We start from the raw sequence: 26568 nt of genomic DNA on the forward strand, positions 1-26568 counted from the left end.
GCTTTTAGTTTAATCCACGTTTTTGCAGTATTCTTTGCTCGGCTGTCAGCACGCTTTCGTAATTCTTTTGAATATTCCCCTTTCCAGGGGGAGCATTTGGTTGCCACTTACTTTCAGCTCGGAGTTCGTACACGATGCCCTGCCATCCTTTCTCGACCGTTTGCAGGATAATGGCCGTGGCGGTGGGTTCGTCAAAGCCGGATAGCTTTTTGAGCTGCTGATCAACGGCCGTTTCCGTCAAAGGCTTTTTGATTTCCTGCCGGTGTTTGATCCAGGCAAGCCAGGCAGCGGAGAATTCCTTTCCGGTGAAGGGTAAATCAACCTTTGTCGGGTCAAATTTGGGAGAACCTTTTGCCGCAACTTTTGGAGAGGGTTTCTTTTTTTCTTCTGTGGAAACATCAAAACTTTCAACTTCTGTAAAACCGTCATCCGTAGCCGCGGCTACACTGTTTATAGGTTTATTTGTTTCATTGTTTGTTTGTTTAACTATAGGGACTGTGCTTGACCCGTGCTCGACCGGTTGGTTGACCCGTGCTTGACCCGGTGCTTGACCCGTGCTCAACCCCGTGGTTAACCGTTTTTCGGTTAAGCGTAAGGCATTGTCGAGACATTCCCCTGATTCGATAGTGCAGTTGATGATTGAAATGACATTCGCCTTGTATTGATTTTGCGACTTGATCACCATTCGAACGAATCCCCATTCGACCAAATCATTTAGGGCTTCACGTACGGTTTGTATCTTACGTATGCCGATGGCTGCGCCTGCTTCGTCCATGGGAAAGCCGAAATTTTCCACCCAGCCGAGCCGGTTATTTTTCTCAATAATCCACATGTATAACGCGCAATGCTTGGAGCCTACCAAATCTTGATTTTCAAAAGAAAAGTCCCACCACTGCCGGGTCAGCTCGTATCCTGTCATAGGAATTCACTAGAAAAGAGTTAAAGCCGTTTGTTTCAAATCGGCCGATCGCACGTGTTTGATGCTATCCTGCCAGTATTCGGTATTCAATTCACATCCATCGCCGATTCGGCCCATCTTAACAGCCTGGTACACGACGGAACCTATGCCATTGAATGGATCTGCTACCACGTCGCCGGGGTTCGAGAAGCGTTCAATGCATCTTTCAATCACGTCAAGCTGCATAGGGCAAATGTGCTTTGTCAGGTTTCTGCGCGCCTGATCACTGTTAAGTGTGTTCACCCGGCTGATATCATCCCATACGTGATCATTGTTGGATTGCGGAGGAACGCACATAAATTTCTTGGATAGCATTTTTACCTCGGTCAAAGCTTCGCAGATCTCAACGTGCCGGTTGAAATCATAAATTTCAGAGGTGTCCAGCGCCTTCCATGCTTTCAGCACATCGGACAGGTCGAGCCTTTTAAGATATTCAGGATCAATAAGCCGTTCGCCTGATGATTTCCAGAATGCATGTGCATCGAGTTGCCATCTGGCCAGTGAGTACTGAGACTTATCATGCACCACAGGCTCATCACCGTATGCATTGCTGTTTTCGGTAGGCGGCTTTCTGAAAATCAAGACGTATTCTGGCAGGCCTGCACCCATCTTTGTCATATCCTTGCAGGCTTCGGACCAACCGAGGCGATATGTCTGATTGTTTTCGGCAACAACGTCCGTGGTAATCGTTATACGGGATAACAGGTGAAAGCCGTGTTTTCGGAAGCACCGGACCGTATCATCGCTGAAAGGATCAATGCTTGTGAAACCTGTGCCGTTCATGTAGCTGTAACGGATCCTGTCTTTAACGTGGATGGCGGCAATTCGCCCGGGTTTGAGTGTCCGGTACATGTTCGGAACAAGGAAATCCATTTGCTCAAAGAATTCCTCGTTCGTTACATTATGCCCGAAACAGTTGAAATTCTCCGAATATTCGTAATGGTTGCCGAACGGTATGGAGCTAACGAATAGGCCTATACTGCAGTCCGGCTTTCGCTCATATTCATCAACGGAATCATTATTGACCAGCACCCAATTATCACCGCGCTTCTCCTTACGGCCGGAAAACATTTCACGTTTGAGCTGGTATTGATACAGATCTGAGTTCAGTCCGAATTCTTTAATGATGTCGGTCATTTCAGATTGCAGTGTATTATGCTCATTCCACTTGCGCATCACTTCTGCCCATATTTTCAACTCTGCATCGGTCATGATTACGTGTATCTCCACCTGGTGAGCTTGTAAGAAACGGTAGATCCTGTGAAGTGCTTGTAGGAAATCATTGAAGCGGTAATCAATTCCGACGAAGATTGCCTTGTGGCAGTGATATTGGAAGTTGCACCCGGAACCGGCAATTTCTGGCTTTGTAGAAAGATACTTGAAGTCGCCTTCGCTGAAACCGATCAGGTATTCCTCTTTCAAATCAATGTTCTGACTGCCATAAACAGACTTGCAATCACTTCCGAGCACTTTCTGAATGGCTTCACGCTCTTCTTCCCGATGATGCCAAAGAATGTAATGCGAGTCAGGATCAGCATCGACGATCTCTTTCATCTTGGCAATCCGGGTAGGTATTGACAGCTTCTTTTCCTTTGCCGCCGCGGGAAGGCTCGCAGATGCCTCGGGAATAAATGTGCTTTGGCCGGTTTTCTGATCAATGGCCAGCTTCCTGTCATAGGTGACAATATGCTCGTGAACAATCAGCGGCGGCAGATCATAGCCGGTGTCGTCATATCCCAGGTCAGACGGCTTTGTAAGGAATACCGCCCAGCTCGACATCCAGAACCAAAACTCCTTTTCCCGCTTCTTGTAAAGTGTGAGATTGCCCGCGCTGGTGGAATCCCGTTCAAAAAACCGTGTAAGTGCCTGACCACGATCCATGATGCCGAGGTATTCAGCATAATTAATCAGTTCGAGATATCGGTTTGGTGCCGGTGTAGCGGTATGAACGAAACGGTAGGGGATCTGTCCGAACGTATCAACGATAGCGTTTGTCGTGTCCGTATCCAGATTGCGAAGCACTGATGCTTCATCGAAAGTGACGGAAATGAATTGAGTCGCATCAATGTCACCCATCCTGATTCTTTCGTAGTTGGTGATATAGAAGTGGTGCCCTTCTTCTAGCTCGCTTGTGTTGATGATATACTTCAATTTGGGCATGCCCAGCTTTTTGCGATCCTTTTCAAATTCTTGCTTTACTCCGAGGGGACAAACGAATAAGACATTGCCGCCCTTGTAAGACTGGACCATCCTTTGGGTTTCCAGCTGCATGATCGTCTTACCCGTTCCGAAATTTCCAAAGATCGCCCGGGTGCCACCCTTAATCGACCATTGAACAATGTCGCGTTGATGCGGCTTTAAAATTGGGTGCAAGTCTTCCGGATTAATGTCAAAACCCGTTTTTGGGGCAATACGAATCTTGGCTTCCAAAAAGTTTTGGTAGTTCATTATTATATAGTTTTTAGAATTAGCACACAGAAGGGAGACGGCTATGCCATCTCCAATAACGATTCTTTGATATCAAGTGTAGTTCCTTCTTCCTTTGCCAAATGATCCTTGGCGGCCTGGATGATAGCTTCATCCACCTGCCTGTCTTCGTACTTGCCTGCCAACACAGCGTAGATATTTCCGATAGTGTAAGGCACTCCTTTGTATGGAGTTTTCAAACCAGCTTTGGTAAGGATTTCAAGTGCCTTAGCTGGCAGTTTAGCCCTTTTTCCAAGCCGTTCGTACAAATTCCTTGTTTCTTTAAGCATAATCTTTAATCTTTGTTGAAACAATGTTTGAATATTCTTTATATTTAAAGACTTGTTGAATGCAAATATAAATAATGTTGAAATAATATCAAACAAATTTTATACTAATCTATATGGAAGAAGAAGAAATCAAGTCACGCTTTTCCGAAGAGATTAAAGCCCTCGGATTCTCAAAGAATGCTATCGCGCAAGAGATCGGATTTTCTGCTCAAACATTTACTAATGTGACATCTGGAAGGAATTTGCCAGGAGTCTTGCTCTTGAACCGGATTCAAAGAAGATATCCTAGCTTTGACAGCAATTACGTAGTAACTGGTATTCGAGCTGGCGAAGATTCCGAAAAAGTAAAGTCATTAATTGAAGAGGTGGATTACCAGAAAGCCATCGTATCCAAACTAGTGGGAAAGGCTAAGGGCGCGAACCTTTGCCCAGACAGAGATCATGATTTCAGAATTGAAGGCGCAAAACAAATGATGCACAATGCACGACGCGCTGGAAAAAGCAAGTTTTCAAAACCTATGTCGGTTCGCGTTCAAGGAGTGAAAGTGCCATCACTGATCGACTTGTTCGAAAAGTAATCACTTGCTCCGAAAGGGCTGTATTTTGTGTGGCTTATATACCATTTTGTATACCATAAGGCCAAAACAAGCAATAGAGGCAGATTTTCAAGACCCTCTCTCTCTGCAGGACATGATGTCAAAACATTCAAAAACCCCGTTTAAACGCTTTAAACGGGGTTTTTGATTTTTACTAACTACCAAAAAATTCAAATATTCCCAATGTTTTTTGACGTTAATCATGGAACAACGCCACGATCCAAAATGACGCAGAAAAAAGCACTTAACTAGCTGGTTAGCAAGATGTTCACCCCGTAAACATCTTGCGTTTCAATGATAACAATTCGATTTTTGTTCATCTAAAACCAGTTGTATTATGTTAGAAAACAGTTTCGGGTTGAATTTCTTTTTGAAAACCCCAAGAGCAGAAAACGAAGATGGCACGCGCGCAGTCTACCTGCGTGTCACAGTGAACCATCAAGCTAGAGACATTACCACAAGGCGAACATGGCATCCGTCCAAATGGAATGTGAGGGCCGGGAGAGCAACCGGGAATAAAGAAGATACAAAGGAGCTCAACGCTTATCTAGACTCACTGACAACGAAAGTGTTTCAAGCTAAGAAAGCATTATTGGACGCAGATAAATAGTTGACCGCGGACGCGATCAAAAATTTGATGCTCGGAAAGGAAGTGAGCAAAATGACAATCCTTAAAATCTTCAAGGAGCATAATGAGCAGGTCGCAGAACTTGTCGGCACCGACTTTGCACCAGGCACACTCGAACGATACGAGACTTCGCTCAAACACACCCGTGAGTTCATTAAGTGGAAATATAAGGAAGACGATTTTGATATAAAAAAGTTGGATTTCGAATTTATCTCCCAGTTCGAATACGCCCAGAAAATCGATGACTGGTCCGCTTTGTTATTAGCCGAGGTCGAGGAACACTTTGAACGCATTAAGGCCGAGGTCGATCAATCGGTAGACACAATCGACAAAGCGGCAGCTGTAATCAAAAGCAATCAACGACCAGTTCATTTTTCTGACAGAAAGCAAGCTTTCTATTACGGCTTGGCGCAGAGTCTTCCATGGTCTGTTGTTGCGATAATTTGCTCGATTTTATTTTCTTGGCTAATCTCAACAGACGAGGAGTATCGAGAGCGTCTCAGGATTGTTGAAGCTTACGAAAATGCACCAGCCTATCGTCTTCTGATGCAGAATGGAGAGATTTTGCAGGATGAACGTGGTAGTTTTTTGAAGCTTCGAGCCCAGGGGAAGAAAGGGGACGTGTTGATTGGGCGAGAATACATTTTTGACAAAAAAACCAAGGAAATGCTCATACCACTTGGGCGGAAGTAATGCCCCAAAGTCTGAAATCAGGTTTCGAACATTTTCAAACAAAGACAAACAAACTCAAACATTTTCGGGAACCACGGTGGTTTTTCCACAGCCAGCTATCGCCAGTACGTCGCAAAAAGTGTCGGAGCGACGCTCGCCGACCCGGCGGCTGGCCATGGGAAAACCCCTGGACCCCTGCTATTCGCCTCGCGGCTCATAGCTTAAATCGCAGACATTATGGAAAGCAGAAGAAAAGGAAGACCGCCGAAAGAGGAGAAGGTTGTGCGAAGGGACCACTTTTCTGTCTGGGTTACTAAAGACGAAAAAATTAGGATCAACCAGCTGGTCGATAAAAGCGGGCTTTCCGCAAGTCAATTCTTTTTGACACTGGCCTTGGACGTCCCCATTAAACAGCCGCATAAGAACACATTGCCCGCCCGAACAGCCGAGTTGATTCGGACGCTCGAACAGCTCAGCGGCATTCTGTCGCTTGCGGTGTTGAAAACAAAGGATCATCAGGTGCAAAGCCGGCAATGGATGCAGAGCAGTCAGCATTTGCGCTTACTTTCGCAGATAATCACGCTCTGGATATTTGAAGATTTTGAGATCAGGACATTTCATAAGACGCTCAACAATGTGCAGGAGTGGATGCACCAGTTGACGCTATACATTCAGTGGATCCTGCCAGAATCTCAAAACAAGACCAGCATTCTTGAAACAACCGAGAACATTTTTCGCAACGCCAAAGAGCTGCTAGCAAAGTATGACCGCTACTATCAGCCTGCTGAGCTTGTCGGACAGCTTCGGGTATGGAAATCGGATGTGTCGGATCATCCCGATCAAGTGCATAGGATCATCGAAGAGAAGGTTACGGCAATGCTTAAACGTTTCGACTTATGATTGGAAAAGTTGGCTTGGGAAATTTCGCTAAGGGAATATTGAGCTACTGCTATTACGAGAAGAACTTGACAGCAAAGCAATCGAAAGAAGTTACGATCGACGATGTGCGGGGAGAGCTCATCTACATTCAGCACCTTGGCATCAATACCATGCAGGATGGAAGGCTGGACTTGGATTATCTCGCCAAGCAAATGCTGGATAACAGGGACAAAAACAGAAATCTCAATAAATATGTTTGGCATCAATCGTTCAGCTTTCCGCCACGGGAAGATCCGTCCACAGAAAAGCTCACCAGCTTGGTCGTAGAGTTTGCAAAGGAATTTGGTTTTTCGGAGAATCAAATGCTTGCCTTCAAGCACAGCGACACGAAGCATAAGCACATTCATATTGTCGCAAACCGGATCAACTACAACGGTAAAAACACAGCCGATCATTTTAAGAACTATGCGCGGACGGGCGAATTTTCAAGACGGATGGAATTAGAACTTGGACTTACAATAACTTCTGACATGAGTTTAAATCAAAAAGGAAAGCAGCACGCACCAAGGCAGGATACCGCAATCATCAACCTCAGAAGTTTGGTAGATCAAGTTTTAGCAAAAGCATCTTCAATCGACGAGTTTGGAAAGCAAATGCAAACGCACGGATTCAAGACGTATATAGGAAGAGGTATAGCCTTTTTCAATATGCAAAATCGGATGAAAGTGAAAGGTTCTGACCTGGGGAAAGAGTATTCATTGCAAAATCTTGAACAGCGAATGGGTTTGGAGATGTCGCAAGCTTTTGTGCCTGTAAAACGCAAGAAAAAGTCTCGGCGGAAACAACAAGGATTAAGTATCTAACGAATGTCAGAATAGAGAAACAGCTGATAATATGTTTTCCTGAGTTCAAAACCACACGCACACTTGTCAGTCATTGCAACGAAAGTTACGAAGTAAAAAGTGACGGCTGCAAAGTCTCCGGCTATTTACCGCGGCGATTGCCGCTCCTTAAACCGCCTCCCGACTTTGCACCCAAGGGGCAAACCCCGTCACTTTTTCTTCGATTGAAGGAGGCGATTGCCCTGAGCACAAAGCCAGGCTCGTAACTTCAAAGACTTTCAATCATGAAATCACTAGAAAATGCTCCAAGAATTTATGTAGGCACTTACAAAATGTACAATTGCGGTTCACTCTTCGGGAAATGGTTTGATTTGACAGACTATGCCGGTGTAAAGGAGTTTTATCAGGATTGCTATGAATACCATCGTAATGAGTTTGATACGGAACTCATGTTTCAGGATTGGGAAAACACTCCTGACTTTCTGGTCTCCGAGTGCTGCTTGGATGAAAACGCCTTTCCATTTTTCCAGACCATCTCCGAAATGGATGGAGAGACGGCGGAAGCTTTCAAAGTTTACTCTGAACAGATTAATTGTTGGCCTGGAAATGGCAAATCTTTGGATGAGCAAATCGATGCCTTTCAAGACAGCTACCGAGGGTATTTTGGTGGGTCGATGAAGGATGCGAAGGTGGAATATGCCTATCAGTACATTGAGGAGACGGGTTTGTTTGCAGATATGCCTACGACGCTTGAAAGGTATTTTGATTACGAGGCCTTTGCTCGCGATTTGTTTTTAGAAGGTTATACCGAGGTGTACTGTAGGCTTCCCATTTTTAGATGAGCTGTGATTTAGACTTGGTTGTTGATTTCAATGATTAAGTCTTCCTTTTTCATGGCACTTTTTTTCAGCAATATGCGCTTTTGATTTGGAGTTAGTCCCTTCATTGACCTGTGTGGATGCTGACTGTTGTAATTATCAAGCCATTTGTCCGCAAGCGCCTCTCTGCTAGCATCATCCATGATTATTAATGTTCGCACACATCTGCCCGAGCTAAGAGCATCACTTACAAAATCCATACCGCGCGGCGTCCGCTCCAGGTTTCATTCAAAGCCTTTGCCTCAATTAGAGGCTGTTTCAGCCTTTTTAGAATACGTCTTTTTCGCTTACGCCTTAGTTTGAGATCCATACTTCGATAGATTCGAAGCACTCGTTTGCGATTCCATTGTAGGCCTCTGTTCCTCAAATTACCGTAATACCAATCAAAACCTCTTGTCGGATGTTCTTCTGCCAACTCATTAAGCATGTCTATAACAGGCAGGTCGTTTTTGACAGTTTTGTAATAGAAAACACCCGTACTTAACAGCAAAACACTGCAAGCCCGCTCAATGCTAAATCCAGCTTCCTGAGAAATATCGGAAGCTATTAGCCGCTTCTGAGCAGGCTTTAAAGCTTTTTTCGATGATCTCTTTTGCCAGCCTGTGATCAGGTCCAATTCCGCATACATGTGTTTCAGACGGCAGTTCTCCTCTTTGATTGCCTTCAATTCCGCCAGTTCCAAAGCTCCCATACCACTGTACTTCTTACGCCAATTGTACAAGCTAGCTTTGGAAATGCCATTTTCTCGAGCAACATCGTTTGCTTGTTTGCCAGAATCCAAGTCTTTGAAGATTTTGACGATCTAAGTTTCTGTGGATGTTTTTCCTTTCATAGCAGATTAAAATTAGAAAATTTGTCTAATTCATCACCACTCTATTTTTGGGAAAGCGTACAAGAGTAACTCGCATAATCATTCAATTCTTCGGAATAATCGAGCGATTTAATATAGCTAAATTGTGGAGTAGTAGACAAACTTATAATCCTGAAGAGGAAAGCAACAATTCTAGAAAAAGTGAAACGATATTTTTCTGCATGGGATTTCTTACGTACTTTGGAGTGTAACCTTCAATCAAATGAGTAACAACCTTCTAAAAAACGTTTCAGATCTACCTCCAAGTATTGTTGTAGAACTTATCGCATCAACTATTGCCACAGCCGTCGTTTTTTTGGTTACTTATCTTAGCAAAGAGATTCTAATCCGAAAAGTGCCTGAGCTAGCCGAGTACGAACTTTACATATACCTAGTATGGATCTTATTAATAGTTTGGTTAGTCCTAAGGTTCTACTTAAAAGTTAACGCAATCAGGTCATACCTTCCAGTCCTAAGGCCCACATTTCATATCTTGGAAAAAAGAATTTACCATAAATTCAACGCTCCTGATAGTGTGACACATCGCCGCACCTTCAAGCTGCGGTGTTTAAAAAATGATACCCGAGTTTTTTCAGACAAGTTTATCTGGACTGGAGAGAAATATGACATTAGATGTCTCGAAAGGCGATATCAACTTGTACTCACCAATAAAGAAGCCTACTATGATACGTATGAAATAAGATTCGATCGTTTGCTCTCAGCAGGAGATGAAGTTGAGTTTACGGTGGAATGGGAGTGTGACAACAAAAGCCTTAGTGCGAGACCATTCTTCTCTACAACGATTTTGGCGCCAACGGACAAACTAATTATGGACCTTCATCTCGATTCTTCGTTGGGCGTGCTTGATGCAGCCTTAGACGTCTGTCACGCAGAAGGGGAAACCCCAAGACAGACTAATGCAAAATCACTGGATTCGGGTCGAGCTACCTGGGAGCTCTTAAAACCGAGTCTAATGTTCCATTATAAGGTTAGATGGATACCATGAACCAAGAAATTCATATGAAAAATATCATCGAACTAAGCAAAGAAGATTTCATTTCCAACAATATCCTCCGTAAAGTAAGTAAAATAGTGGAGCATGACGATCCGCAAATAACGCAGGATATTTTAGAACTGATCCAGGCGTTTGAAAGTAGTCTAATCTCTGTCGGCCTGTCTGCTCCTCAAATAGGAATTTTTAAGAGAATTATTGTTGTAAATATTAAAAAAGATCAAAATCCCGATCATATAGTCATGATCAATCCAGAAATTATACAAATTACCGGTAGTAAAAAGATTATGAAAGAAACATGCCTATCACTCCCCAATTTTCGCGGTCCAGTCCAGCGCAAAGATAAGGTAAGAGTTAAATACCTTGGTATGGAAGGAAATGTGAAAATTGAAGATTATACTGGATTTATGTCAAGGGTTATTCAACATGAGATAGATCACCTATTAGGGGTACTTTATGTAGACCGGATGAATTCACTTAGTCTTCTCGAGTCAGTAAACTAGCCACCATATTATAGAACTTTTCGTGGATCATACAGCAAAGATCACTTCACTGTTCTTGTACTCTTTATATACGCGAAATTCACCCGTCTCAAAAAAATCCATTATTGAATCAATTTTCAAATGTGTAACAACACCCCTGTACGTATACAAAATTAACATCTGCTGACACTCAATTTCGCCCTCTTAATCATCCTGATAAGATCATTAGTGAACAGCAAATATGGGTGAAGAAAAATAAAGTCAAATATATGTCGTCAAATTCATAGTCGGCTATGTTACAACAAACAAAATTCTTCGCACTTGCCTGATGGACTTCAGTCTTCGCTTGCCTTACTGATGAATCTAGAAAGTCCACACGAAAGGGTTCGTCACTAAATAGTTTTACCAAACTATTCGCTTATTATTGCATTTTTAAAATTGTTCTATGGATGTAAGATACACCTTTCGAGATCTAATTGTATATTTATTGACCGGATTAGTTTGCGGCATTTTGACAATCATTGCATATCCTAACCTATTCAACATTTTATATCAGTTGTTAATGGTTTTGAAGGAAAAGGATATTATGACCGTCGTTTTATTAGTCGGAGGTATGCCTACACTTTATATACTGGGACACCTAGTTCAGATTGTAGACCTAATCTTAAGTTTTCACTTGCCAAAAGTATTCAAGCAGTATGCACACGCCCCATACCATCACAAAAAACGATACGTGATGCAAAGGTGGCTATACTTCTTTTTGGCTTCCTCCACAGTAGAATATCGAGTTGAAAAGCGGGGGTTAAGCTCAAGCGAGTTTTCGAAAATGAAGTATAAAATTATTTATAATGGAAAAACTAACGAAGCAGAAGCTGAGTACAATTACCTAATCAAAGATCTTTTTAACTGTCTAAGAGCATTCACTTTTTTATTAGCAATTAAGATTAGCATCGATCAAAGGCCCTGGCCAGTAATTTTATTCTACATAATATTGTATCTTCTTTTTTGGATAAAGGCATATAATGCCGCAAAAAATTACACATATTCGATCACAGGCCTGTATAATGCAATGTCATAACACTTAGTTTGTAAATTTCCATTTTTGTCTCTTTCCTTATTTGTATTGCAGTTAATTTCTTATTTAATTATTTATTTATACGCGTTTGAGCAGTAAACTATATTTCTGTTAACATAAATACTATCGGTAGCAGCTCAATAAGTTAGGCAGATTAAGGTTAGCTTCGGCTGTTTTTGATGATTTGAAAATTCTTTCCCTGCGAATATAATATTTTAGACTAGATATTGCATTTCTTTAGTTTGATTCACAGGCTTGATATACAGGCTCTTATAGCTTATCGAGTCTAATTTTACAACAATAGTAATTTTGTTACTCATTCTACCAAGTTAATAAGATCCCCTGGTGATTAGCAATAATGACTATGTCTTGATCCCAATGACCGACTTCCATGTTGGTTTCAACTAGGAGTTGTCGCAGCTATGTGCCTATTCTATTTGGAATTGCTCTGCCTTGATTGCTGCTTACTTTCAATTGTACTTTTTTTTTCTTGTAGCGGATGCGTAAATATTAAATCAGTGGCTCGTAATCAGTGTATTTTTTGAGTGTATGGGTTAGTACATAGACTCATGGCTGACTCTAATGTTATTAAATTGAATTGCAAGGTCCCACACATTTGCTCGCGAGAGTGTCGTTCTTTCTGAGCGCCAATAACTGGTTCTTTAAACTCGCCGTTTATTTTATAACTGGCGTGTTTATTTTGATTGCCACTCAGGATTTGAGCGCAGTTGATAATATGACCTGATATAGTAGTTTATTCGTGATTCATTGCTTATTGTGAACGGACTCTAACAAAAGCAATGATACTTGTCTGACACATTTTTGGTCGTAAAAGACAGTCTATCTGATATCACCCTGCGACCCGACTTTAACTCACGTCGGATGGCGATATATTTTCATAGAGTTTATTTGATTCGACACCATAAAACGATCAGAATTTCTCTTTATTAGCCGACTCGTTTTTTTCCAGCATCAAAGCAATCAGAAGACAAATGCACTTCACCATTGACTTCCAGATTGGACATTAATTAATTGTTAATTAAAGTGCTGATGCACTACGCTTTACCGATAATTGAAGTTCTGTTGCTCATTTAATATCTCTAAAACATTTTTTTATCCTCTAATATCTGATTTTAAATCCCTTACACCGCTCAGTCCAGTATATAAAAGGTAAACATCTAAATTTTCGTTATCGATCAAAAATCCATCATAATCTTTTATAGGCGTTGTTCCAATCAGTTGCAATATTTTTGGAGCGCTACCACTATTAATAAATAGGCAATGGGCACCACTATAATAAGGATAATTGCATTTTCGCGGCTGATATATATTTTTTTCAACAGCATGTTCAGATAAGGGGCCTTTGCCCCATGGATCGCATATAAATATATCAAAGCTTCGTTTAAATCGGTTTATTTGCTCCAAGGCGAATAAAAAAAAATTGGATGCGCAGACAAAATCATCCTCCAATACAACCGTAATTCCAATACGATCGACCGGAATAACTTCCAGTGCATGCGTATGTGCAATCCAGCATCCAATAATACCTTTTTGATGTACATGATTTTGTACATACGCCTCTACGCCGGCGTTTAAATATTTTTTAAATTTCGGATTGCTGTTATCGAATATCACTCCTTGAATATGAGTGAGGTCATATGGGAATTGACTTAATAAGTTTTTTATCAGTACCCGCCTTTTGGCATTAGATAGCAAATTGATATAATGTATCGATGTGATCTGGTTTAAGATGTCTAATCGCATGTTTTTTTTTGCAATTTAAGCTATTACAGTTAATTAGCAGGTAAAATTTGTGTTATATTACACTCATTATGTGAGTAGTATTGAAATCCTAACCTTAATGCAGCCACTTTATTTAAGAAGCGCCGAATATAATATTGTTGAACATTGCAACTTGCGTTGTGCGGGATGCGACCATGCATCTCCCTTATTGCCCAAAACCTTTCTGTCATTAGTCAACTTCGAGAAGGATCTGCTTGCTTTGAAACATACGGCCAGAATCGGAACTTTTAAACTTTTGGGTGGTGAACCAACCCTTCACCCGCAGATAATACAATTCATATTAAAAGTTAAGTCACTAGACTTTACGGAAACAGTGTGCGTCATCACCAACGGGACAGTATTGCATAAAATGGATGATCGATTTTGGCAGGAGGTGGATCTGTTACAGGTCACGATTTATCCCAACGTGGTTGTCAAGATGACCGTTGAAGAAATGCAGGCTAAGGCGGATAGCTTCGGAGTAAGACTGGAAATAGAGGACAAACGATATTTCCGTCATACGATCATGGATGAAAAAATTCTAGACGCAGAATTGGTTAAGGATATTTTTAAAGCTTGTGAACTCCCCACTACTTATGCATGTCATACGGTTCGTCATGGTCGTTTCTACAAATGTTCACCCGCTGCCTTTACTGCCGAGCGTCTACTTCTTAGGGGAGAGCTTTATGATGATTCCGGTGATTATATACAATTGGAAGACAAGGAAGATATGAGTGTAGCATTAGAGGCCTACCTAAACTCTGATGCCCCACTGCCCTCTTGTGCATATTGCTTGGGTACCTGCGGGACATCCTTTGAAAGCTATCAGATATCACAGCAGATATTAAAGGCCAATAGGTCGGTTATTGCGCATAACTCGGACACCAGAATTGAAGATTTACTTGACAGGGCGCACCTGCAAAAACGGTTGCAGCTATTAAACATGACAAATTACCGCCACGGAGAAGTTTAATATGAGAATCATTTCTTTTATGAATGTCAGTAACTTGAACAATCTGAGTACTGACTCCGGATATAAATTTTACGACATCTTGGCCGATGAGTTTATTTCCTCCGGTCACGAATTCATCTTTGTCGGCCCCGCTCCACTGCGGTGCACTAAAGCCGGTTTTATTCCATTTGATTTTGGATCCAATAAATATGAGTTTCGGTTCAATTTTAATATTGAAATAGTTTCAGCCATAATAGGTTCAGCAGATCCGGATATAATTATGGTAAACCAAGTGGAACTGGTCCCGCATTTTTGCATTTGCCTTGAGGTTTTGGGCAATATCACCGCAAGGGTAGTTACCTACGCACACTATATTCCGTTCTCCTTGGATCAGCAAGGTTTTCTTCATGCTGACAGCTCCTTGAACGCCCGCGGACTAAACGAAGTTATCAAGCATGCCTTTTTTTCTGGCATGGAGATGGCTGAACTGGTTTTTTTGCACAGCACCTTTGCAAGGGATTATATTGTGATATCGGCGCAGCAGACCGGAAGAAAAGTTGATCTACATAAATTTGTAATAGTGCCACCGCCAAGGGATGAGAATCTCTATGTTGATTTTCCTGTGGTTTCCGATAATCGGGAAATACTTTACAACCACCGATTATACGAACATTATGGCGCGGAATATTTGGTGCAGTTAATTCCAAGTTTAACTGCTATTGGAGCCAATATTACAATATTGGATATTTTAGGCAGCAGGACCGCCAAACGTAGGGCACTGGACCACTCCCCAGATATTTTGCGGGCCCGGTTAAAATCGTACTCGGATGTGCGCGTCATCGAAAATGGTGCTTTCGGTTTCGAGTATCGGTCAATTATTCAGGGTACTCGATTCGCTCTGGCTCCAATGCGACCAAACTGTACTTGGTCGATGTCCTGTATTGATTGCATGGCTATGGGCAAGCCGGTATTAGCTCCAGACATTGCCTGGTTTCGGGAGTTCATACCAGTTGAACTTTTGTTTAGCGATGGAGAGGAAGCGTCGGAAATCGCGTATCGCCTCCTTTATGATGATGTTTTTTATAAAGAAATGGCGTTAGCATGCTCATTACGGACCCGTCATTTGTCTTCCAATACTATAGCAAGGCTGTTCATTAAAGAATTTTTAAAGCTAAAAGAAAATATACATGCAGACAGAGTCACTTGAGGTGCTGTTTGTTTCCCAGGGCGCCGATTTAGCTACCGAAATACAGTTTAAGCGGATACGGTCGGATTTTCCGCAGGTCAAGCGACTACACGGAACGTTTTCCTTAAAGCATCTTCTCCAATTAGTTAGAGAAGCGGTTGATCAGGAGTTTTTTGCTTTGGTCAATTTCGAAGAGGAGTTTCCAGGTGAATGTGTAGAATTACCCCTAGAACATTCAGTCAAATTAGACTCTTATCGAAGTTTAAAGTATGTGCGTAAAAGCTCGCTAAATATTGATTATCCGGAAATGCAGGGAACGACATTGTCGACAGATATGATGGATATCGTTTACCTGACGTTTGACGAGGGTATAGCGGAAAGCAATTTTATGACATTACTAAAACGTTACCCAGACTTAAAAAGGCTTCATGGTATTCATGGACTGACTTCCGCCTTTAGATTATCCGCTTTTCTAGCCATTTCGGAATGGTATGTGCTAATTGATGGAGATAATGAGATACTGCCAGAAATTAATCTGCTGGACCTTACCCTGCCTAAAGAGTCAGGCGAAGTAAAAATTTATTTTTCAAGAAACCCGGTAAATGACTTAGAATATGGATATGGTGGCGTTAAAATCTGCCCTACCGCTCATATGCGGCGTGTGTCAAATGATACGATAGATCCAATTTGCAGTGGTACACTCCGACCCGTGTTCGATCAAGACCGGCTCGTCGTCAGTGTAACCCGATTTAATTCGACTCCTTTCGGAGCATGGAAAGCTGGATTCCGCGAGTGTGCAATGCTACGGGCAAATGCTGACAGGTTAAATCGTACGGAGCAAAATTGGGCCTCGAAAAAAATTGAAACTTGGCAAGGAGTTGGTGCAGATAGATTAAATGGTATTTGGGCGCTGCGCGGCGCGATGGATGGTGAACTATTTGTCAGCAACGGGTCGTCTCAGGAACAACCTGGTCTTGCGAACATCAACAATCCGAGATGGCTCAGGTCAGAATTTGAACGTCGATATCCGCTGCGCCTTTGCTCGGTCATCGGAGACAATCCAGCGCTTCTTAATCATTTTATCCGCCATTATCAGGCGATTGGAGTAGCGAATTTTGACATAATTGTTCATGTTAATGAGCCCGGCGATTCGCTTTTACAAGAAATATTGGATCGGTTACAGAGTTTTGACATCCGGCCAGTTGCTTTTCTTTATGGTGCCTGGAACGGGCTAAAATCCAGTCAGTTTATAAATAAGATTATCGCTCAAAAGCCAGAGCATTGGTACATTATTGCCGACAGTGATGAGTTTCACCTCTACCCTGCACCGCCAGCACAATTGATTCTTGAGGCGGAGGCAAAGGGTTTAAGTTATGTCACAGGGGGGTTGATCGATCGTCTAGGCCCTGAGGGAGAATTAAACGCAGTATGTGAAGAGCCTAACCTATGGCAGCAATATCCCTTGGCTGGCTTTGTGTCCTTTCCATTAATGCGAGCCAATCCTTACAAAATCGTTCTTTGTAAAGGAGATCAGGTGCTATCTGAAGGTCAGCACGGCGTCCTAGTTCCTAATCAGCCTTATCCCCAAAAAAGTGCCGTTCAAGTACAGGTGCATCATTTTAAATGGACTGCCGATATTGCCAAACGATTGAACGAAAGACGGGAAGCTATTCGTAATGGTATTTGGGAGGGCTGCTATCTTGCCTATGGCGAAGAGATTGCGCATGTGCTGCAGCATTTCCGGGACCACAAAGGAGGATTTGATCTAAGCGAAGAGGCATTCCTATTAGCAACCGCAGGCAATTCGTTTGATGATTATGTGCATTGGGCTAAATTAAGTGATCAACTATCAAGTTGGTCCGTGCTCAGAGCTTCACCACAATTAGGGACATATAAGACATGACGAAATTATCCGTTATTATCTCTTCATATAACCAATCGAAATCTATCATCAGAATCATCGACCTATTGTTACAGGAAGCAGCGGAAAGTCAAATGACCCTGGACCTGATCATCGCTGACGATGGCTCGACTCAAGATGAATTGCAGCACTTGTATACCTATATTCAAGCTAATGATGTCCCGGCCCGCATAGTTTGGCAACGAGATAAGGGCTTCCGATTGGCGGCTTCTAGGAATAACGGGCTAAAACTGGCGATTGCTGAGATCATTATTTTCATGGATGGGGATTGTTTACCAAATTCTGATTTTTTAAAGCAACATCTATTTAAACAGCAAAAACTTCTCGCTCCGAGCATATGCATAGGAAAGCGCAAATTTAATGATGCTGCTGACGCCACCCATGACCAACTGTCTGCTAGCATTGTAAGAGAGTGCAACGAAGACTTTGATATCCGCTCTCGCCTAAAATCTGCCTTTCCCTGGGAAGCGGCACTTGGCCGTAATTTTAGTTTAAAACGAGGTGAAGAAAAGATCTATTTTGACGAGGATCTGTGGGGTTGGGGTATGGAAGACCTTGATTTCGCAATTAAATACTATCGAGCGGGCTGTCGGAGATTTATGTATATTCCTGAGGCTGTTGTGAACCAAAGCGATGATTTGAGCAAAAGTTACAATCCTTTTGCCAACCCCGAAGCTAAATATCTCCTGCCCGCCATCGGTAATGTACTACTTGTCATGCACAACCATATAGAGGAAGATGCAATTTTTATCCGACTGGCCTTTTACCTGCAACAATACCTTATACCTTTTAAACTGGAAGAGTCTGTGGTCCGATACTTTCCAGAGATGGCTGCTTTTTTTTATCAGCAACATGAAAGCCTTTTGCCCAAAGAGAAAACTACGGTACTGGATTTGTACCGACAGGCTCTTAAATTGCTGGTGGATCAAGCGCGAGAACTGCCAGAATACCCCCGCCATCCAATATTAAAGCGTGCTATAATCAGCGATCCTTCATATTTATGAACTAAGCATGGAAACTTTAACACAACAGTTTTATTATTTACGACATCATCGGACATTGGCGCACGACCAAGAACTTATTTGCGGTGGACAGACTGATTTGCCTTTGAGTGAATCTTCGGTGGAGTATATGTTGCACTATGGCGAGCATATCGCCGCTTGTCTCCAAAATGTTCGGGCTATATATACGACGAATTTGGTGCGGGCTCGTCAGACAGCTGAAGCGGTGAATGTGCATTTGAATCTCCCTATTAAGGAAATAGCAAATTTAAAAGAATGGTGCCTTGGAGATTGGGAGGGGCAAAAGTGGAATGATCTGCCGCACCCCTTTACTTTCGAAGGAAAGCCGCCAAACGGTGAAGCGCGTAGTGACTTTAGGAATCGTATCCGACAATCGGTTACCGAGCTATTGCATACCGGAGAGGTCTTCCTAATCGTAGCTCATGGAATAGTATTCCATGAATTATCCGATTATTTTACTGATCAGCCAGAGTATATAGAAACAGCAGAACTGGTGGAACTTTGCCATGCAAATAAGCAATGGACATTAAAACGGATACCTTATCTATAATCCCGTATGAATCAAATTACTACCATTAACGGATTGAAAGTTCACTATAAAAATAAGAACGAATTGGATGCGCTGGTCAGGGAAATATTTGATGACAGCATTTATGATTTTGACAGCTCCGTACTTGCACCATTAATTTTGGACTGCGGTGCGCACATTGGATTATCTGTGCTTTACTTTAAGACGAGGTATCCTGAAGCGGAAGTTATCGCCTTTGAACCTAACCCAGTCAATTTCGAGTTATTGAAACAAAATGTCAAGAGCAATAACTTATCCAAAGTAATCTGTTTGCCAGTCGGGGTTGCAGATTTTTCCGGGAACTCTGTTATGTTTGGTCACTTTGGTGCCGCGGATGGCACATTGGGTAATTCTATCATGTCCTCCTGGGGTAAGCGCCAAGATGGGTCTTCGCTGGAAGTACAGGTTATTCGCCTCTCTAATCTTATCGGTCGCCAGCCGATAGAATTCTTAAAACTTGACGTGGAGGGCATGGAATGGCCAGTAATCCATGATATTCAACATCACCTAAATTTGATAAATCATTTTTTTGTGGAGATTCATTCTACGAATCAAAACTTTACAGAGCTAGAAGCAATAAAAGGTCTGTTTGCTAAACAGAATTTCAGCGAAAAAACAATCAGTCATAAAGCACTTTCAGAGTTTTTAAACGGTACAGACAATTGGATAGAAGATAACAAACCCGTAATTACACAGATTATCTTTAAAAAAGAATACACTGCTTAATACCATGGAATATTCTGGATTACAATCTTATACGGATCATCCTTATCTGGGCGGAAATATCCTGGAAGGAGACCCTTTTACGTTTGCGCCGCGCAGTTGGCAATATCTCATGGATCGGTTTGCAATTAATTCGGTACTCGATCTGGGTAGCGGCTTGGGTTATTCTGCAGCCTTTTTTCACAAGGCCGGTGCGAAGGTCATTGCGGTAGATGGTCTTTTAAAAAACGTTGAAAAAGCAATCTATCCTACGATACAAGCTGACTTGGCATTGGCTCCCGTCCATTGCTGCGTTGACCTTGTACATTGCCAGGAGGTCGTAGAACATATCGACGAAAATTACCTCGATAATCTATTATCCTCCTTGTCTTGTGGGCGGTTTATCGTAATGACGAATGCTTTGCCCGGGCAAGAAGGCCATCACCATATTAATGAACAACAGACAAGCTACTGGACAGGCCATATGGCTCGGTATAATTGTCATCTGCTTGTGGAAGATACATACCGTCTGCGGCTACTAGCTGCGTCGGAGGGCGCAAACTATTTGGCAGCCACTGGCAGTATTTATGCCAATCGAAACAAATTTTAGCGAGTAAAATTGCTTGGAAATAGCAGTTGATAGTCGTGGAGAATATTGAGTTGGACGTCGGCAAAATCTTTGCGGCAAATTCGCAAATACATTTTTGCCGGAACCATTCTACCGAATATTAAATGTTAAATAGTTAGTTCGGATCGCCAAAAGATGGTTCAATGAAAAGACCAGTCCGTATAAATGGCCTTATCAAACATGGCATATACGCTTTACCCAACTATTGAACAAGATCAAAGTCAGTACAGCGCGCTCGGTTTTGTTAAAAGAAAAACGGTTAGAATGTATGGCTAGATTTCCCAATACTACTTAAATCTCAAAAAATTAATCGTAGCATTTCATATCGCTGTTCGCGATTTGAAAACAGCGAACGAGTTAGATTATTACGTCAGGAAAGCTTTTAACATAATGCGTCCCCTTAAACATGGTGATATTGCTAAATAAAGGCAGTTTAGAAAGTAAGTGTTGAAAATACAATTATCATTACAGTTCTACATTAAGTGTGTGAGAAATTCCAGAATCTTTAAGCAGAACCCATACTGAATGCCATCAAGGAGTGTCGGATTATTGCTTGACGCTTTTTTGATTGAGCAGAACTGTATGTATTGCTTAACCATTTCAACTTAATTTTTAGCAAATCTTATGTTTAATACCGAATTGCCAATGTGGTGTTTTATTTTCTCTAGCACTTCGAATTTTCGCAATGCATTTTACGCTATGGAGTTTTAGGCGCAACTAAATTTTCAATATTTTGAACTGCTGTTAAGCTAATAACTTTTTCTCCTGTACAATACGGTATTTTACAAAAATTGGCTGCGTTGCAGTTCCCATTCCATGAATAGTCTATCTCTCCGGAAACAAGCACACCAATGACTTCGTTGGTATTTAAGTCAAAAACTGGTGAACCGGAATTTCCCTGTGCTGCAAACAAGGAGGTATAAAAAAACTCAGTATCTCCATTTGACTGGACACTTGCATTCAGTGCCACCTTTTTAGGCAAGCCATAAGGGTGACCGATCATATAGAGTGGTGTGAAAATGTTTGGTTTTTTCTCAGTTGAAAACTTCAAAAATGACCGATCGAGCGGTCTTGACACTTCAAAAACAACTAAATCGAGCTCCTCGGAACTTTGCGTAATTCGCGTAGGGTAATATATATCCTTTAACGCAATTAATCCCTCAAACGCGCCCGCTTTATTAATCATTTCATACCCAAAAACAATGGCATAACGGTCCACGTTTTGCTGGAACACGTGAGCCGCAGTCATCATGCTCTCTTCATTTAGTACGAATGCAGTTCCTACGCCAATGACTGGCTGGCTGATAAAAGGTGTACCAGGGCATAACTTAAATTGTTCACCCAAAGTGATTCCGACATCCAATTGATAAATACTATCTGTAACCGCATGTAGTTTGTTTTTTTCGATGACTATTGCTACTGCTCTGGCATTGTCTAGTATTTGTTTCTGCCAAGCAATTAGCGGAGTCAGTGCTCTGAGTTCGACACGTTTTTCAAAGGACGTTGGCCCAGGAACAAGTTTTTTAGAGAATATATAAGGACCTTCAACATTCAGCGAGAAATCTGATGCGTTATTTTGTTCAGTTGTGATTAACAACACAGTACTTTCTGAAACGGTAACTACTCCATCTACAACGGTTGTGGTTATACCTTCTGCAATGGCATTTACCACTTCGGGAGCTTGGATAACAATGGTAGTAGCTGCATTGGGTATTAATGCACCCGGTGGGTTGATGCTAGCAGTTGGTTGTGTAACCTCTTTAATAGACTGTATCTGAGCGTTCTGCCGAACTTCATTTGGAGTTTGATCCTGATTGAAAACGGCATTATTCAGGTTTTGAATTGCCTGAATCTCCGACTGTGTTTTAGTTGCCCGAAGTGTTTCTGGTGCCTTGGGAATTATTATTAAAGTGGAATCCTGCGCATAAACACTTCTTAATAGCAATATCAAACTAAGTAACAATATTGCTCTCATTAGTTGTCAAATTTTGGCTTCGTGTACAGATTAAACAACGGAATATCTAATACCAGACCAGCTCCAATCCGCATAGACTCATAAGATACAGATTCTGAACCTGACATGACTTTCCGGATTTCAGGTCCGAATTGTGCACCTATGTTAAGAGATAAGGGTGTTTTTCTGAACCCATAATGAAGGTACAAACCTGGTGAAAGAAAATTCTTCAATTTAAATTCCGGTAATGTACTAGTAGCTGAATTATTATCAAGTCTAAGCCGGGTAACTGCACCGATATCAATGATAGGAATGAAAAAGCCGAGTGAATTACCTTTTTTTATTCCCCAACTGCCAGACAGGCCAACTGGAGCTGTAAAACCAATTGAAAATTGCGTGCCCATATTGGTATTGTCTGAAAGATTGTTTTTCCAAGGTCTTTCTAATGCTGGTAAAATACCAGGATAGCTATTGACAGAAAAATTAAATGAAGCGACGCGCTTGATCGCATAACTACCAGCTGGTAGCGCAAAAGCATCTATTGCTTTTTCTATATCTTCTGCATTTTCTGCAACAGCCATATCGTTTACAAAATGAATGAGTGAAGTAACCTGCGGGTTTACGGAAATATTGAATTTATCAGGCAGTGACAGCATATTATTACTCAGCATTAAATCCAGTTTGCGATGTATATTTTCTAGTTCCTCAGACTCTATTTTTTTTCCATTCACAATATAATTGGAGAACAAACCTTTGCTATAGTCAGTAACTTGGGTTTGAAGCTTACGGATTTCAATCTGGCTAAATACCGGATTTCCACTTCCACTATATTGACTGTTTGCTGATATCATTCCCTTCTCAATTTCGACGGTAATAGATGACACAGAAATGTTAGAATAGTAGGAAATCACCAGATCTTTGAAATCATCTTTGTTTACAAGTGAATTAATTAAGGATAGTTCCTGACCTGAAATGACCTCATTTTTAATTGAAATTCTTTGTACTACTTCGGATATACTACGTAATTCTGTTATTAACGGTGTACTATCATAGTTATTTAAATAAAAGGTGATCATTTTGGTAAATTCTCCATTTACAATTTTGGCTGCCGTTCTATTTCTTTTGCTGATTTTACCTGGACTATCAACTTTACTGACAACGCGATACCAATTTTTCATTTTGTCGCTCACCAGTATGTTGTTTAGCTGATCAATTTTTGAAACAATATTGAGTCCATTATTTTGAGGTTGACTGGCTATTTTTCCGCTTATTTCGAGTGCTTTGATCAAGCCATTTGCATATTTTCTTTTTTGAATATCATAAGTAATATCGTTAATAACTCTTGCTGTCAGGAAATAGGGCTGTATTTTTATTTTTATTGAAGGTACTTTAAGCCCGTCTAAGCCTTTGCTATTGAGGAAAGTAATTAAGGTGTCACTAGAAATAAGAACATTTTCTGATAAATTAATCATCGCATCTACAAAATTATAAATAGTATCAGCACCTATTTTAATCCCGCTTTTATTCGCCTTCTTTATTTCTGTTGCGGTTGCCATTACTTTTTCTGCATTATCACTAACATCTGTTAAAACCAAACTGATTAATTTTTTGCATTCCTGGAAGTCGTTGTTGTCAGGATCAGTATTTACTATTTTTTCTAGCGCATTTTTTAAATTAAAAGTCGAACCTGCATTTTGCTTAAAATTTATGTCGTAGTATTTTGTATTTTGCTGAAAAAGAAGTCCCATATATAACAAATAGAAATTCTCTTCCCCTCCATAGGTACCTAAGAAACTTTTTCCAGCAAAACGCAACTCTCCGTTATCTATAATAGTCATACTTTGGGCAAGCATCCCTGATAGCAGCATTGAGTTAGAAATATTAAATTTCATGGGATCGTTATCCGTTCGCCAACGATTGATATTTCTACTATTTTCTATTGTTTTAAAGTAATCAACGGGATTTTTTAACTTTGATAGATTTGGTATTATTTCCAAAGCTTCAAGAGCAAAATCAATGTCCGGATTTTTACCAACTAATTTTTTCAGTCGGGGTGTCGACTTCAAATTGGCTGTATTTTCTATCAAGTGACTCAAGTCGTCTTCAATATATTGCTTGATCTCGTCGGGAAAGCTTGTAATCTTGTCTGCTTGGAAGTTGGTGAGGTAAATTGTTGTTCTTGGAAGCAAAACTTTAAATTCTGCAAATGGATCGTCTTCGTTTGGATTTTTAAGCCAGATTTTCACACGTTCGATAACATATGTCGTCATCTCTTCTTTAATCCGTTTTGCTAAAAACCTGCTTAGACCATCAATAGCAGCTTCGAATGCTAAATCACCACCGATAAACGGAATACTTTTTTGAATGGAAGATGTGTAGTTGGAGGATGCATAGCCATCGGTTCCAAGAATTTCTATATTCCGATATTTATTCAGAAATTGTTTAACAACAAAGGCGACAAATTTATTGTTGTTAGCAAATCGATGCTGAATTTTATTAATTTCGAATGTGTCGAGCTTAAATTTGGACCTAAGGTATTTTCGTTTTGATAGCTCCAACTTATCAGAAAGGTCTCCTACTTTATTAGTTACTGTTGTAATGTCGAATTGTGCGTTACCTATGTTCATTGAAGATGATGGGACTGAACTTATTTGCTTTTTTGCTGATATATAAGCCTTCAAGCTATCCACATATTGTGTGTTTAAAGAAGTAAACGCCTTGTCTTGTAAATCAGTTATCAAATAATCAAGCTCTTCTCTCCCGAGATATGTCTTAAAAATAGCAATCACAATGGCCCGATCTTTAATAATTTCATCTCCACGCATTTCCGGATCAATGGAGTTGTAGTCTTTTTTGAGTAAGTCAACTAGCGCGGCGGAATGTCCGGCGACAGGAGCATCTTTTTGTGCGAGGAGCGTGTGATTTAGAACACTGGAGAGCAATAGGCACAATAATCCTTGTGAAAGTCTTTTCATTTTGGGATAACATGAGGGTGAATAGGGTTTTACGTTGTAATAAATATAAAGCGTCTTTTTGGGCATTTAATATTGGCAAAAAAGAAACTTATTTAACGGTACAATATCTGAGCTCTTGCAATGAGATGTTGAAATCTCATAATTGGTGAAATTGCTAAATGTCTACGAATGCTTAGAAATTTACACCTGGTCCTACTGGTTTAAGTGTTTCCTGTTCAAGCCTGAGAAGTTATCAGATAGTCTTCAGTTTTTAATTGATGCTAGGGAAAATCGAGGGGGTGACTCCTGTGTGCTTCAAGCCCAAGGCGCAGTTCGGTTGAAAAAATGTTACACCCAGGCGGGTACTCGCGGAATTTATGGTGCTGAGTGAGTTCTTTTAGCCCTTCGGAATTATAACACGTTCGGTCGTATCAATTTTTGGGATGTAGTCGGAACAACAATGGTTCCTTTTAGAAGCTATTTGACTTATTTGAGGTGCTGAATTTTCTATCCAATAAGGGTTCAACCTCGCTCCTTTATTTTGACATGTTGTAGCTGTATTGAATAGCTTCTTTTGCTACAATAGCTAGTTTCCCTACTTGAATATCATTGCTTGTCATTTTTTGTGATTAGTTACAAGTTAAATGAGGCTGGCATTTTAGCGAAGTCGGGTAAAAAACTTTATGTGTTCGTCTCTGAATAATGATGAGTCTTTTAACCTAAAACCTCCATTTGTTTTTTAAGAACCTGTCGATCACAGCTTTATCCGTTGTTTCCTTTTGATCGCTATAAAGCCGGACTTTCGATTTTATAGCGATGCGATGTAAGTAAAACGTCGAAGCAAATTTAGGAAGTTGTTCTGTCTCTGTTTTGGCACAATTGATGATAACGAGGAGAAGAATGAGAGTGGACAGGTAATTCATAGATAGCAGAAAGGGCAATTTTTTTGCAATATAGGGATTTCGGGAACTGCTACTCCTAATTGCAAACTCGGCACTCGAGAAAGCTGTTCTTCATTCTGGTGCCATGCATCTGCATTTCGTTAAGGAGAGGACCCAATAAACTCTGATTGGTGCGTTACCTGGTTCCCATTCTTTTGATAGGGTTTCGAACCCCCGGAAAGAAGGGATTCGAACTTTTGAAATCAATAAAATTCGACTGATTTTTGCCATTAAAAAACAATTTCGTAATTTCAAGCTGAATTTCGATTGTTACATATTGACAGTCAGTAAGTTATAAGCTTGAATCGGTCTTTTTTGAGTGTATGTCGT

23 protein-coding genes are annotated in these 26568 nt (G+C 41.0%); 15 read left to right on the top strand and 8 right to left on the bottom strand.

Annotated features, from left to right (window positions below; translation table 11 throughout):
* Nucleotides 1–4 precede the first annotated feature (4 nt).
* From L0659_RS04965 to L0659_RS04975, 3 genes are read right to left on the bottom strand one after another with little or no spacing between them, the layout of a single operon-like run.
* Complete coding sequence (locus tag L0659_RS04965; RefSeq protein WP_235124583.1) at nucleotides 5–919, bottom strand: hypothetical protein; 915 nt, start codon at nucleotides 917–919, stop codon at nucleotides 5–7.
* 9 nt (nucleotides 920–928) lie between these two features.
* Nucleotides 929–3406: a DNA methyltransferase gene (locus L0659_RS04970; RefSeq protein WP_235124584.1), complete on the bottom strand. Its 2478-nt coding sequence runs from the start codon at nucleotides 3404–3406 to the stop codon at nucleotides 929–931.
* 41 nt (nucleotides 3407–3447) lie between these two features.
* A complete protein-coding gene (locus L0659_RS04975; RefSeq protein WP_235124585.1) occupies nucleotides 3448–3810 on the bottom strand; it encodes a hypothetical protein in 363 nt (120 codons plus the stop codon).
* Between the two features lie 17 nt (nucleotides 3811–3827).
* Here L0659_RS04975 and L0659_RS04980 point away from each other — a divergent pair, with 17 nt between their 5' ends.
* From L0659_RS04980 to L0659_RS05005, 6 genes are all read left to right on the top strand, one after another.
* Nucleotides 3828–4292: a hypothetical protein gene (locus tag L0659_RS04980; protein WP_235124586.1), complete on the top strand. Its 465-nt coding sequence runs from the start codon at nucleotides 3828–3830 to the stop codon at nucleotides 4290–4292.
* Between the two features lie 355 nt (nucleotides 4293–4647).
* Nucleotides 4648–4920: an Arm DNA-binding domain-containing protein gene (locus tag L0659_RS04985; RefSeq protein WP_235124587.1), complete on the top strand. Its 273-nt coding sequence runs from the start codon at nucleotides 4648–4650 to the stop codon at nucleotides 4918–4920.
* A gap of 27 nt (nucleotides 4921–4947) precedes the next feature.
* Entirely contained in the window at nucleotides 4948–5631 is a 684-nt protein-coding gene (locus L0659_RS04990) for a phage integrase SAM-like domain-containing protein (protein WP_235124588.1), read from the top strand.
* A gap of 216 nt (nucleotides 5632–5847) precedes the next feature.
* Nucleotides 5848–6510, top strand: coding sequence for a plasmid mobilization protein (locus tag L0659_RS04995; protein WP_235124589.1), 663 nt, complete (start codon nucleotides 5848–5850; stop codon nucleotides 6508–6510).
* Nucleotides 6507–7352, top strand: coding sequence for a relaxase/mobilization nuclease domain-containing protein (locus L0659_RS05000; RefSeq protein ID WP_235124590.1), 846 nt, complete (start codon nucleotides 6507–6509; stop codon nucleotides 7350–7352). Before L0659_RS04995 ends, L0659_RS05000 begins: the two co-directional genes overlap by 4 nt.
* A gap of 263 nt (nucleotides 7353–7615) precedes the next feature.
* Complete coding sequence (locus tag L0659_RS05005; protein WP_235124592.1) at nucleotides 7616–8173, top strand: antirestriction protein ArdA; 558 nt, start codon at nucleotides 7616–7618, stop codon at nucleotides 8171–8173.
* 8 nt (nucleotides 8174–8181) lie between these two features.
* On the opposite strand, the gene L0659_RS26455 is transcribed toward L0659_RS05005, so the two are convergent.
* Both L0659_RS26455 and L0659_RS05010 read right to left on the bottom strand, forming a co-directional pair.
* Nucleotides 8182–8409: an integrase core domain-containing protein gene (locus L0659_RS26455; protein WP_409018715.1), complete on the bottom strand. Its 228-nt coding sequence runs from the start codon at nucleotides 8407–8409 to the stop codon at nucleotides 8182–8184.
* Complete coding sequence (locus L0659_RS05010; RefSeq protein WP_235124594.1) at nucleotides 8397–8990, bottom strand: transposase; 594 nt, start codon at nucleotides 8988–8990, stop codon at nucleotides 8397–8399. The genes L0659_RS26455 and L0659_RS05010 overlap by 13 nt, the downstream gene beginning before the upstream one ends.
* A gap of 292 nt (nucleotides 8991–9282) precedes the next feature.
* Between L0659_RS05010 and L0659_RS05015 the strand changes: the two genes are divergently transcribed.
* Nucleotides 9283–10065 carry a hypothetical protein gene (locus L0659_RS05015; RefSeq protein ID WP_235124595.1) on the top strand — a complete coding sequence of 261 codons (783 nt, stop codon included), beginning with the start codon at nucleotides 9283–9285 and terminating at the stop codon, nucleotides 10063–10065.
* Nucleotides 10066–10079: 14 nt separating this feature from the next.
* Entirely contained in the window at nucleotides 10080–10574 is a 495-nt protein-coding gene (gene def, locus L0659_RS05020) for a peptide deformylase (RefSeq protein WP_235124596.1), read from the top strand.
* Nucleotides 10575–12741: 2167 nt separating this feature from the next.
* Here def and L0659_RS05025 read toward each other — a convergent pair.
* On the bottom strand, nucleotides 12742–13392 hold the full coding sequence (locus L0659_RS05025) for a glycosyltransferase family 25 protein (RefSeq protein WP_235124597.1): 651 nt from the start codon (nucleotides 13390–13392) through the stop codon (nucleotides 12742–12744).
* A 97-nt stretch (nucleotides 13393–13489) separates the two neighbouring features.
* Between L0659_RS05025 and L0659_RS05030 the strand changes: the two genes are divergently transcribed.
* Genes L0659_RS05030 through L0659_RS05060 form a run of 7 tightly spaced genes read left to right on the top strand, consistent with a single transcriptional unit; the run spans nucleotide 13490 to nucleotide 20371 of the window.
* Nucleotides 13490–14383, top strand: a complete 894-nt coding sequence (locus L0659_RS05030; protein WP_235124598.1) for a radical SAM protein — start codon at nucleotides 13490–13492, stop codon at nucleotides 14381–14383.
* Between the two features lies 1 nt (nucleotide 14384).
* Nucleotides 14385–15569 (top strand): hypothetical protein, encoded by a 1185-nt coding sequence (locus L0659_RS05035; protein ID WP_235124599.1) that lies wholly within the window; start codon nucleotides 14385–14387, stop codon nucleotides 15567–15569.
* On the top strand, nucleotides 15550–17451 hold the full coding sequence (locus L0659_RS05040) for a glycosyltransferase family 2 protein (protein ID WP_235124600.1): 1902 nt from the start codon (nucleotides 15550–15552) through the stop codon (nucleotides 17449–17451). Before L0659_RS05035 ends, L0659_RS05040 begins: the two co-directional genes overlap by 20 nt.
* Nucleotides 17448–18473, top strand: a complete 1026-nt coding sequence (locus L0659_RS05045; protein WP_235124601.1) for a glycosyltransferase — start codon at nucleotides 17448–17450, stop codon at nucleotides 18471–18473. Before L0659_RS05040 ends, L0659_RS05045 begins: the two co-directional genes overlap by 4 nt.
* A gap of 7 nt (nucleotides 18474–18480) precedes the next feature.
* Complete coding sequence (locus tag L0659_RS05050; protein WP_235124602.1) at nucleotides 18481–19041, top strand: histidine phosphatase family protein; 561 nt, start codon at nucleotides 18481–18483, stop codon at nucleotides 19039–19041.
* Nucleotides 19042–19047: 6 nt separating this feature from the next.
* A complete protein-coding gene (locus L0659_RS05055; protein ID WP_235124604.1) occupies nucleotides 19048–19785 on the top strand; it encodes an FkbM family methyltransferase in 738 nt (245 codons plus the stop codon).
* Nucleotides 19786–19789: 4 nt separating this feature from the next.
* Nucleotides 19790–20371, top strand: a complete 582-nt coding sequence (locus tag L0659_RS05060) for a bifunctional 2-polyprenyl-6-hydroxyphenol methylase/3-demethylubiquinol 3-O-methyltransferase UbiG (protein ID WP_235124605.1) — start codon at nucleotides 19790–19792, stop codon at nucleotides 20369–20371.
* Between the two features lie 715 nt (nucleotides 20372–21086).
* On the opposite strand, the gene L0659_RS05065 is transcribed toward L0659_RS05060, so the two are convergent.
* Nucleotides 21087–22364, bottom strand: coding sequence for a serine protease (locus L0659_RS05065; protein WP_235124606.1), 1278 nt, complete (start codon nucleotides 22362–22364; stop codon nucleotides 21087–21089).
* Complete coding sequence (locus L0659_RS05070; RefSeq protein WP_235124607.1) at nucleotides 22364–25318, bottom strand: hypothetical protein; 2955 nt, start codon at nucleotides 25316–25318, stop codon at nucleotides 22364–22366. The genes L0659_RS05065 and L0659_RS05070 overlap by 1 nt, the downstream gene beginning before the upstream one ends.
* Nucleotides 25319–26568: the final 1250 nt, after the last annotated feature.

It is taken from the genome of Dyadobacter sp. CY347 (assembly GCF_021502655.1).
In the GTDB taxonomy this organism is placed as follows: domain Bacteria; phylum Bacteroidota; class Bacteroidia; order Cytophagales; family Spirosomataceae; genus Dyadobacter.

Excerpts from the sequence above, each read along its gene's own strand:
- L0659_RS04965 (WP_235124583.1), bottom strand. The coding sequence starts at position 919 with ATGACAGGATACGAGCTGACCCGGCAGTGGTGGGACTTTTCTTTTGAA.
- L0659_RS04970 (WP_235124584.1), bottom strand. The coding sequence starts at position 3,406 with ATGAACTACCAAAACTTTTTGGAAGCCAAGATTCGTATTGCCCCAAAA.
- L0659_RS04980 (WP_235124586.1), top strand. The coding sequence starts at position 3,828 with ATGGAAGAAGAAGAAATCAAGTCACGCTTTTCCGAAGAGATTAAAGCC.
- L0659_RS04985 (WP_235124587.1), top strand. The coding sequence starts at position 4,648 with ATGTTAGAAAACAGTTTCGGGTTGAATTTCTTTTTGAAAACCCCAAGA.
- L0659_RS04990 (WP_235124588.1), top strand. The coding sequence starts at position 4,948 with ATGCTCGGAAAGGAAGTGAGCAAAATGACAATCCTTAAAATCTTCAAG.
- L0659_RS04995 (WP_235124589.1), top strand. The coding sequence starts at position 5,848 with ATGGAAAGCAGAAGAAAAGGAAGACCGCCGAAAGAGGAGAAGGTTGTG.
- L0659_RS05000 (WP_235124590.1), top strand. The coding sequence starts at position 6,507 with ATGATTGGAAAAGTTGGCTTGGGAAATTTCGCTAAGGGAATATTGAGC.
- L0659_RS05005 (WP_235124592.1), top strand. The coding sequence starts at position 7,616 with ATGAAATCACTAGAAAATGCTCCAAGAATTTATGTAGGCACTTACAAA.
- L0659_RS26455 (WP_409018715.1), bottom strand. The coding sequence starts at position 8,409 with ATGGATTTTGTAAGTGATGCTCTTAGCTCGGGCAGATGTGTGCGAACA.
- L0659_RS05015 (WP_235124595.1), top strand. The coding sequence starts at position 9,283 with ATGAGTAACAACCTTCTAAAAAACGTTTCAGATCTACCTCCAAGTATT.
- def (WP_235124596.1), top strand. The coding sequence starts at position 10,080 with ATGAAAAATATCATCGAACTAAGCAAAGAAGATTTCATTTCCAACAAT.
- L0659_RS05025 (WP_235124597.1), bottom strand. The coding sequence starts at position 13,392 with ATGCGATTAGACATCTTAAACCAGATCACATCGATACATTATATCAAT.
- L0659_RS05030 (WP_235124598.1), top strand. The coding sequence starts at position 13,490 with ATGCAGCCACTTTATTTAAGAAGCGCCGAATATAATATTGTTGAACAT.
- L0659_RS05035 (WP_235124599.1), top strand. The coding sequence starts at position 14,385 with ATGAGAATCATTTCTTTTATGAATGTCAGTAACTTGAACAATCTGAGT.
- L0659_RS05040 (WP_235124600.1), top strand. The coding sequence starts at position 15,550 with ATGCAGACAGAGTCACTTGAGGTGCTGTTTGTTTCCCAGGGCGCCGAT.
- L0659_RS05045 (WP_235124601.1), top strand. The coding sequence starts at position 17,448 with ATGACGAAATTATCCGTTATTATCTCTTCATATAACCAATCGAAATCT.
- L0659_RS05050 (WP_235124602.1), top strand. The coding sequence starts at position 18,481 with ATGGAAACTTTAACACAACAGTTTTATTATTTACGACATCATCGGACA.
- L0659_RS05055 (WP_235124604.1), top strand. The coding sequence starts at position 19,048 with ATGAATCAAATTACTACCATTAACGGATTGAAAGTTCACTATAAAAAT.
- L0659_RS05060 (WP_235124605.1), top strand. The coding sequence starts at position 19,790 with ATGGAATATTCTGGATTACAATCTTATACGGATCATCCTTATCTGGGC.
- L0659_RS05065 (WP_235124606.1), bottom strand. The coding sequence starts at position 22,364 with ATGAGAGCAATATTGTTACTTAGTTTGATATTGCTATTAAGAAGTGTT.
- L0659_RS05070 (WP_235124607.1), bottom strand. The coding sequence starts at position 25,318 with ATGAAAAGACTTTCACAAGGATTATTGTGCCTATTGCTCTCCAGTGTT.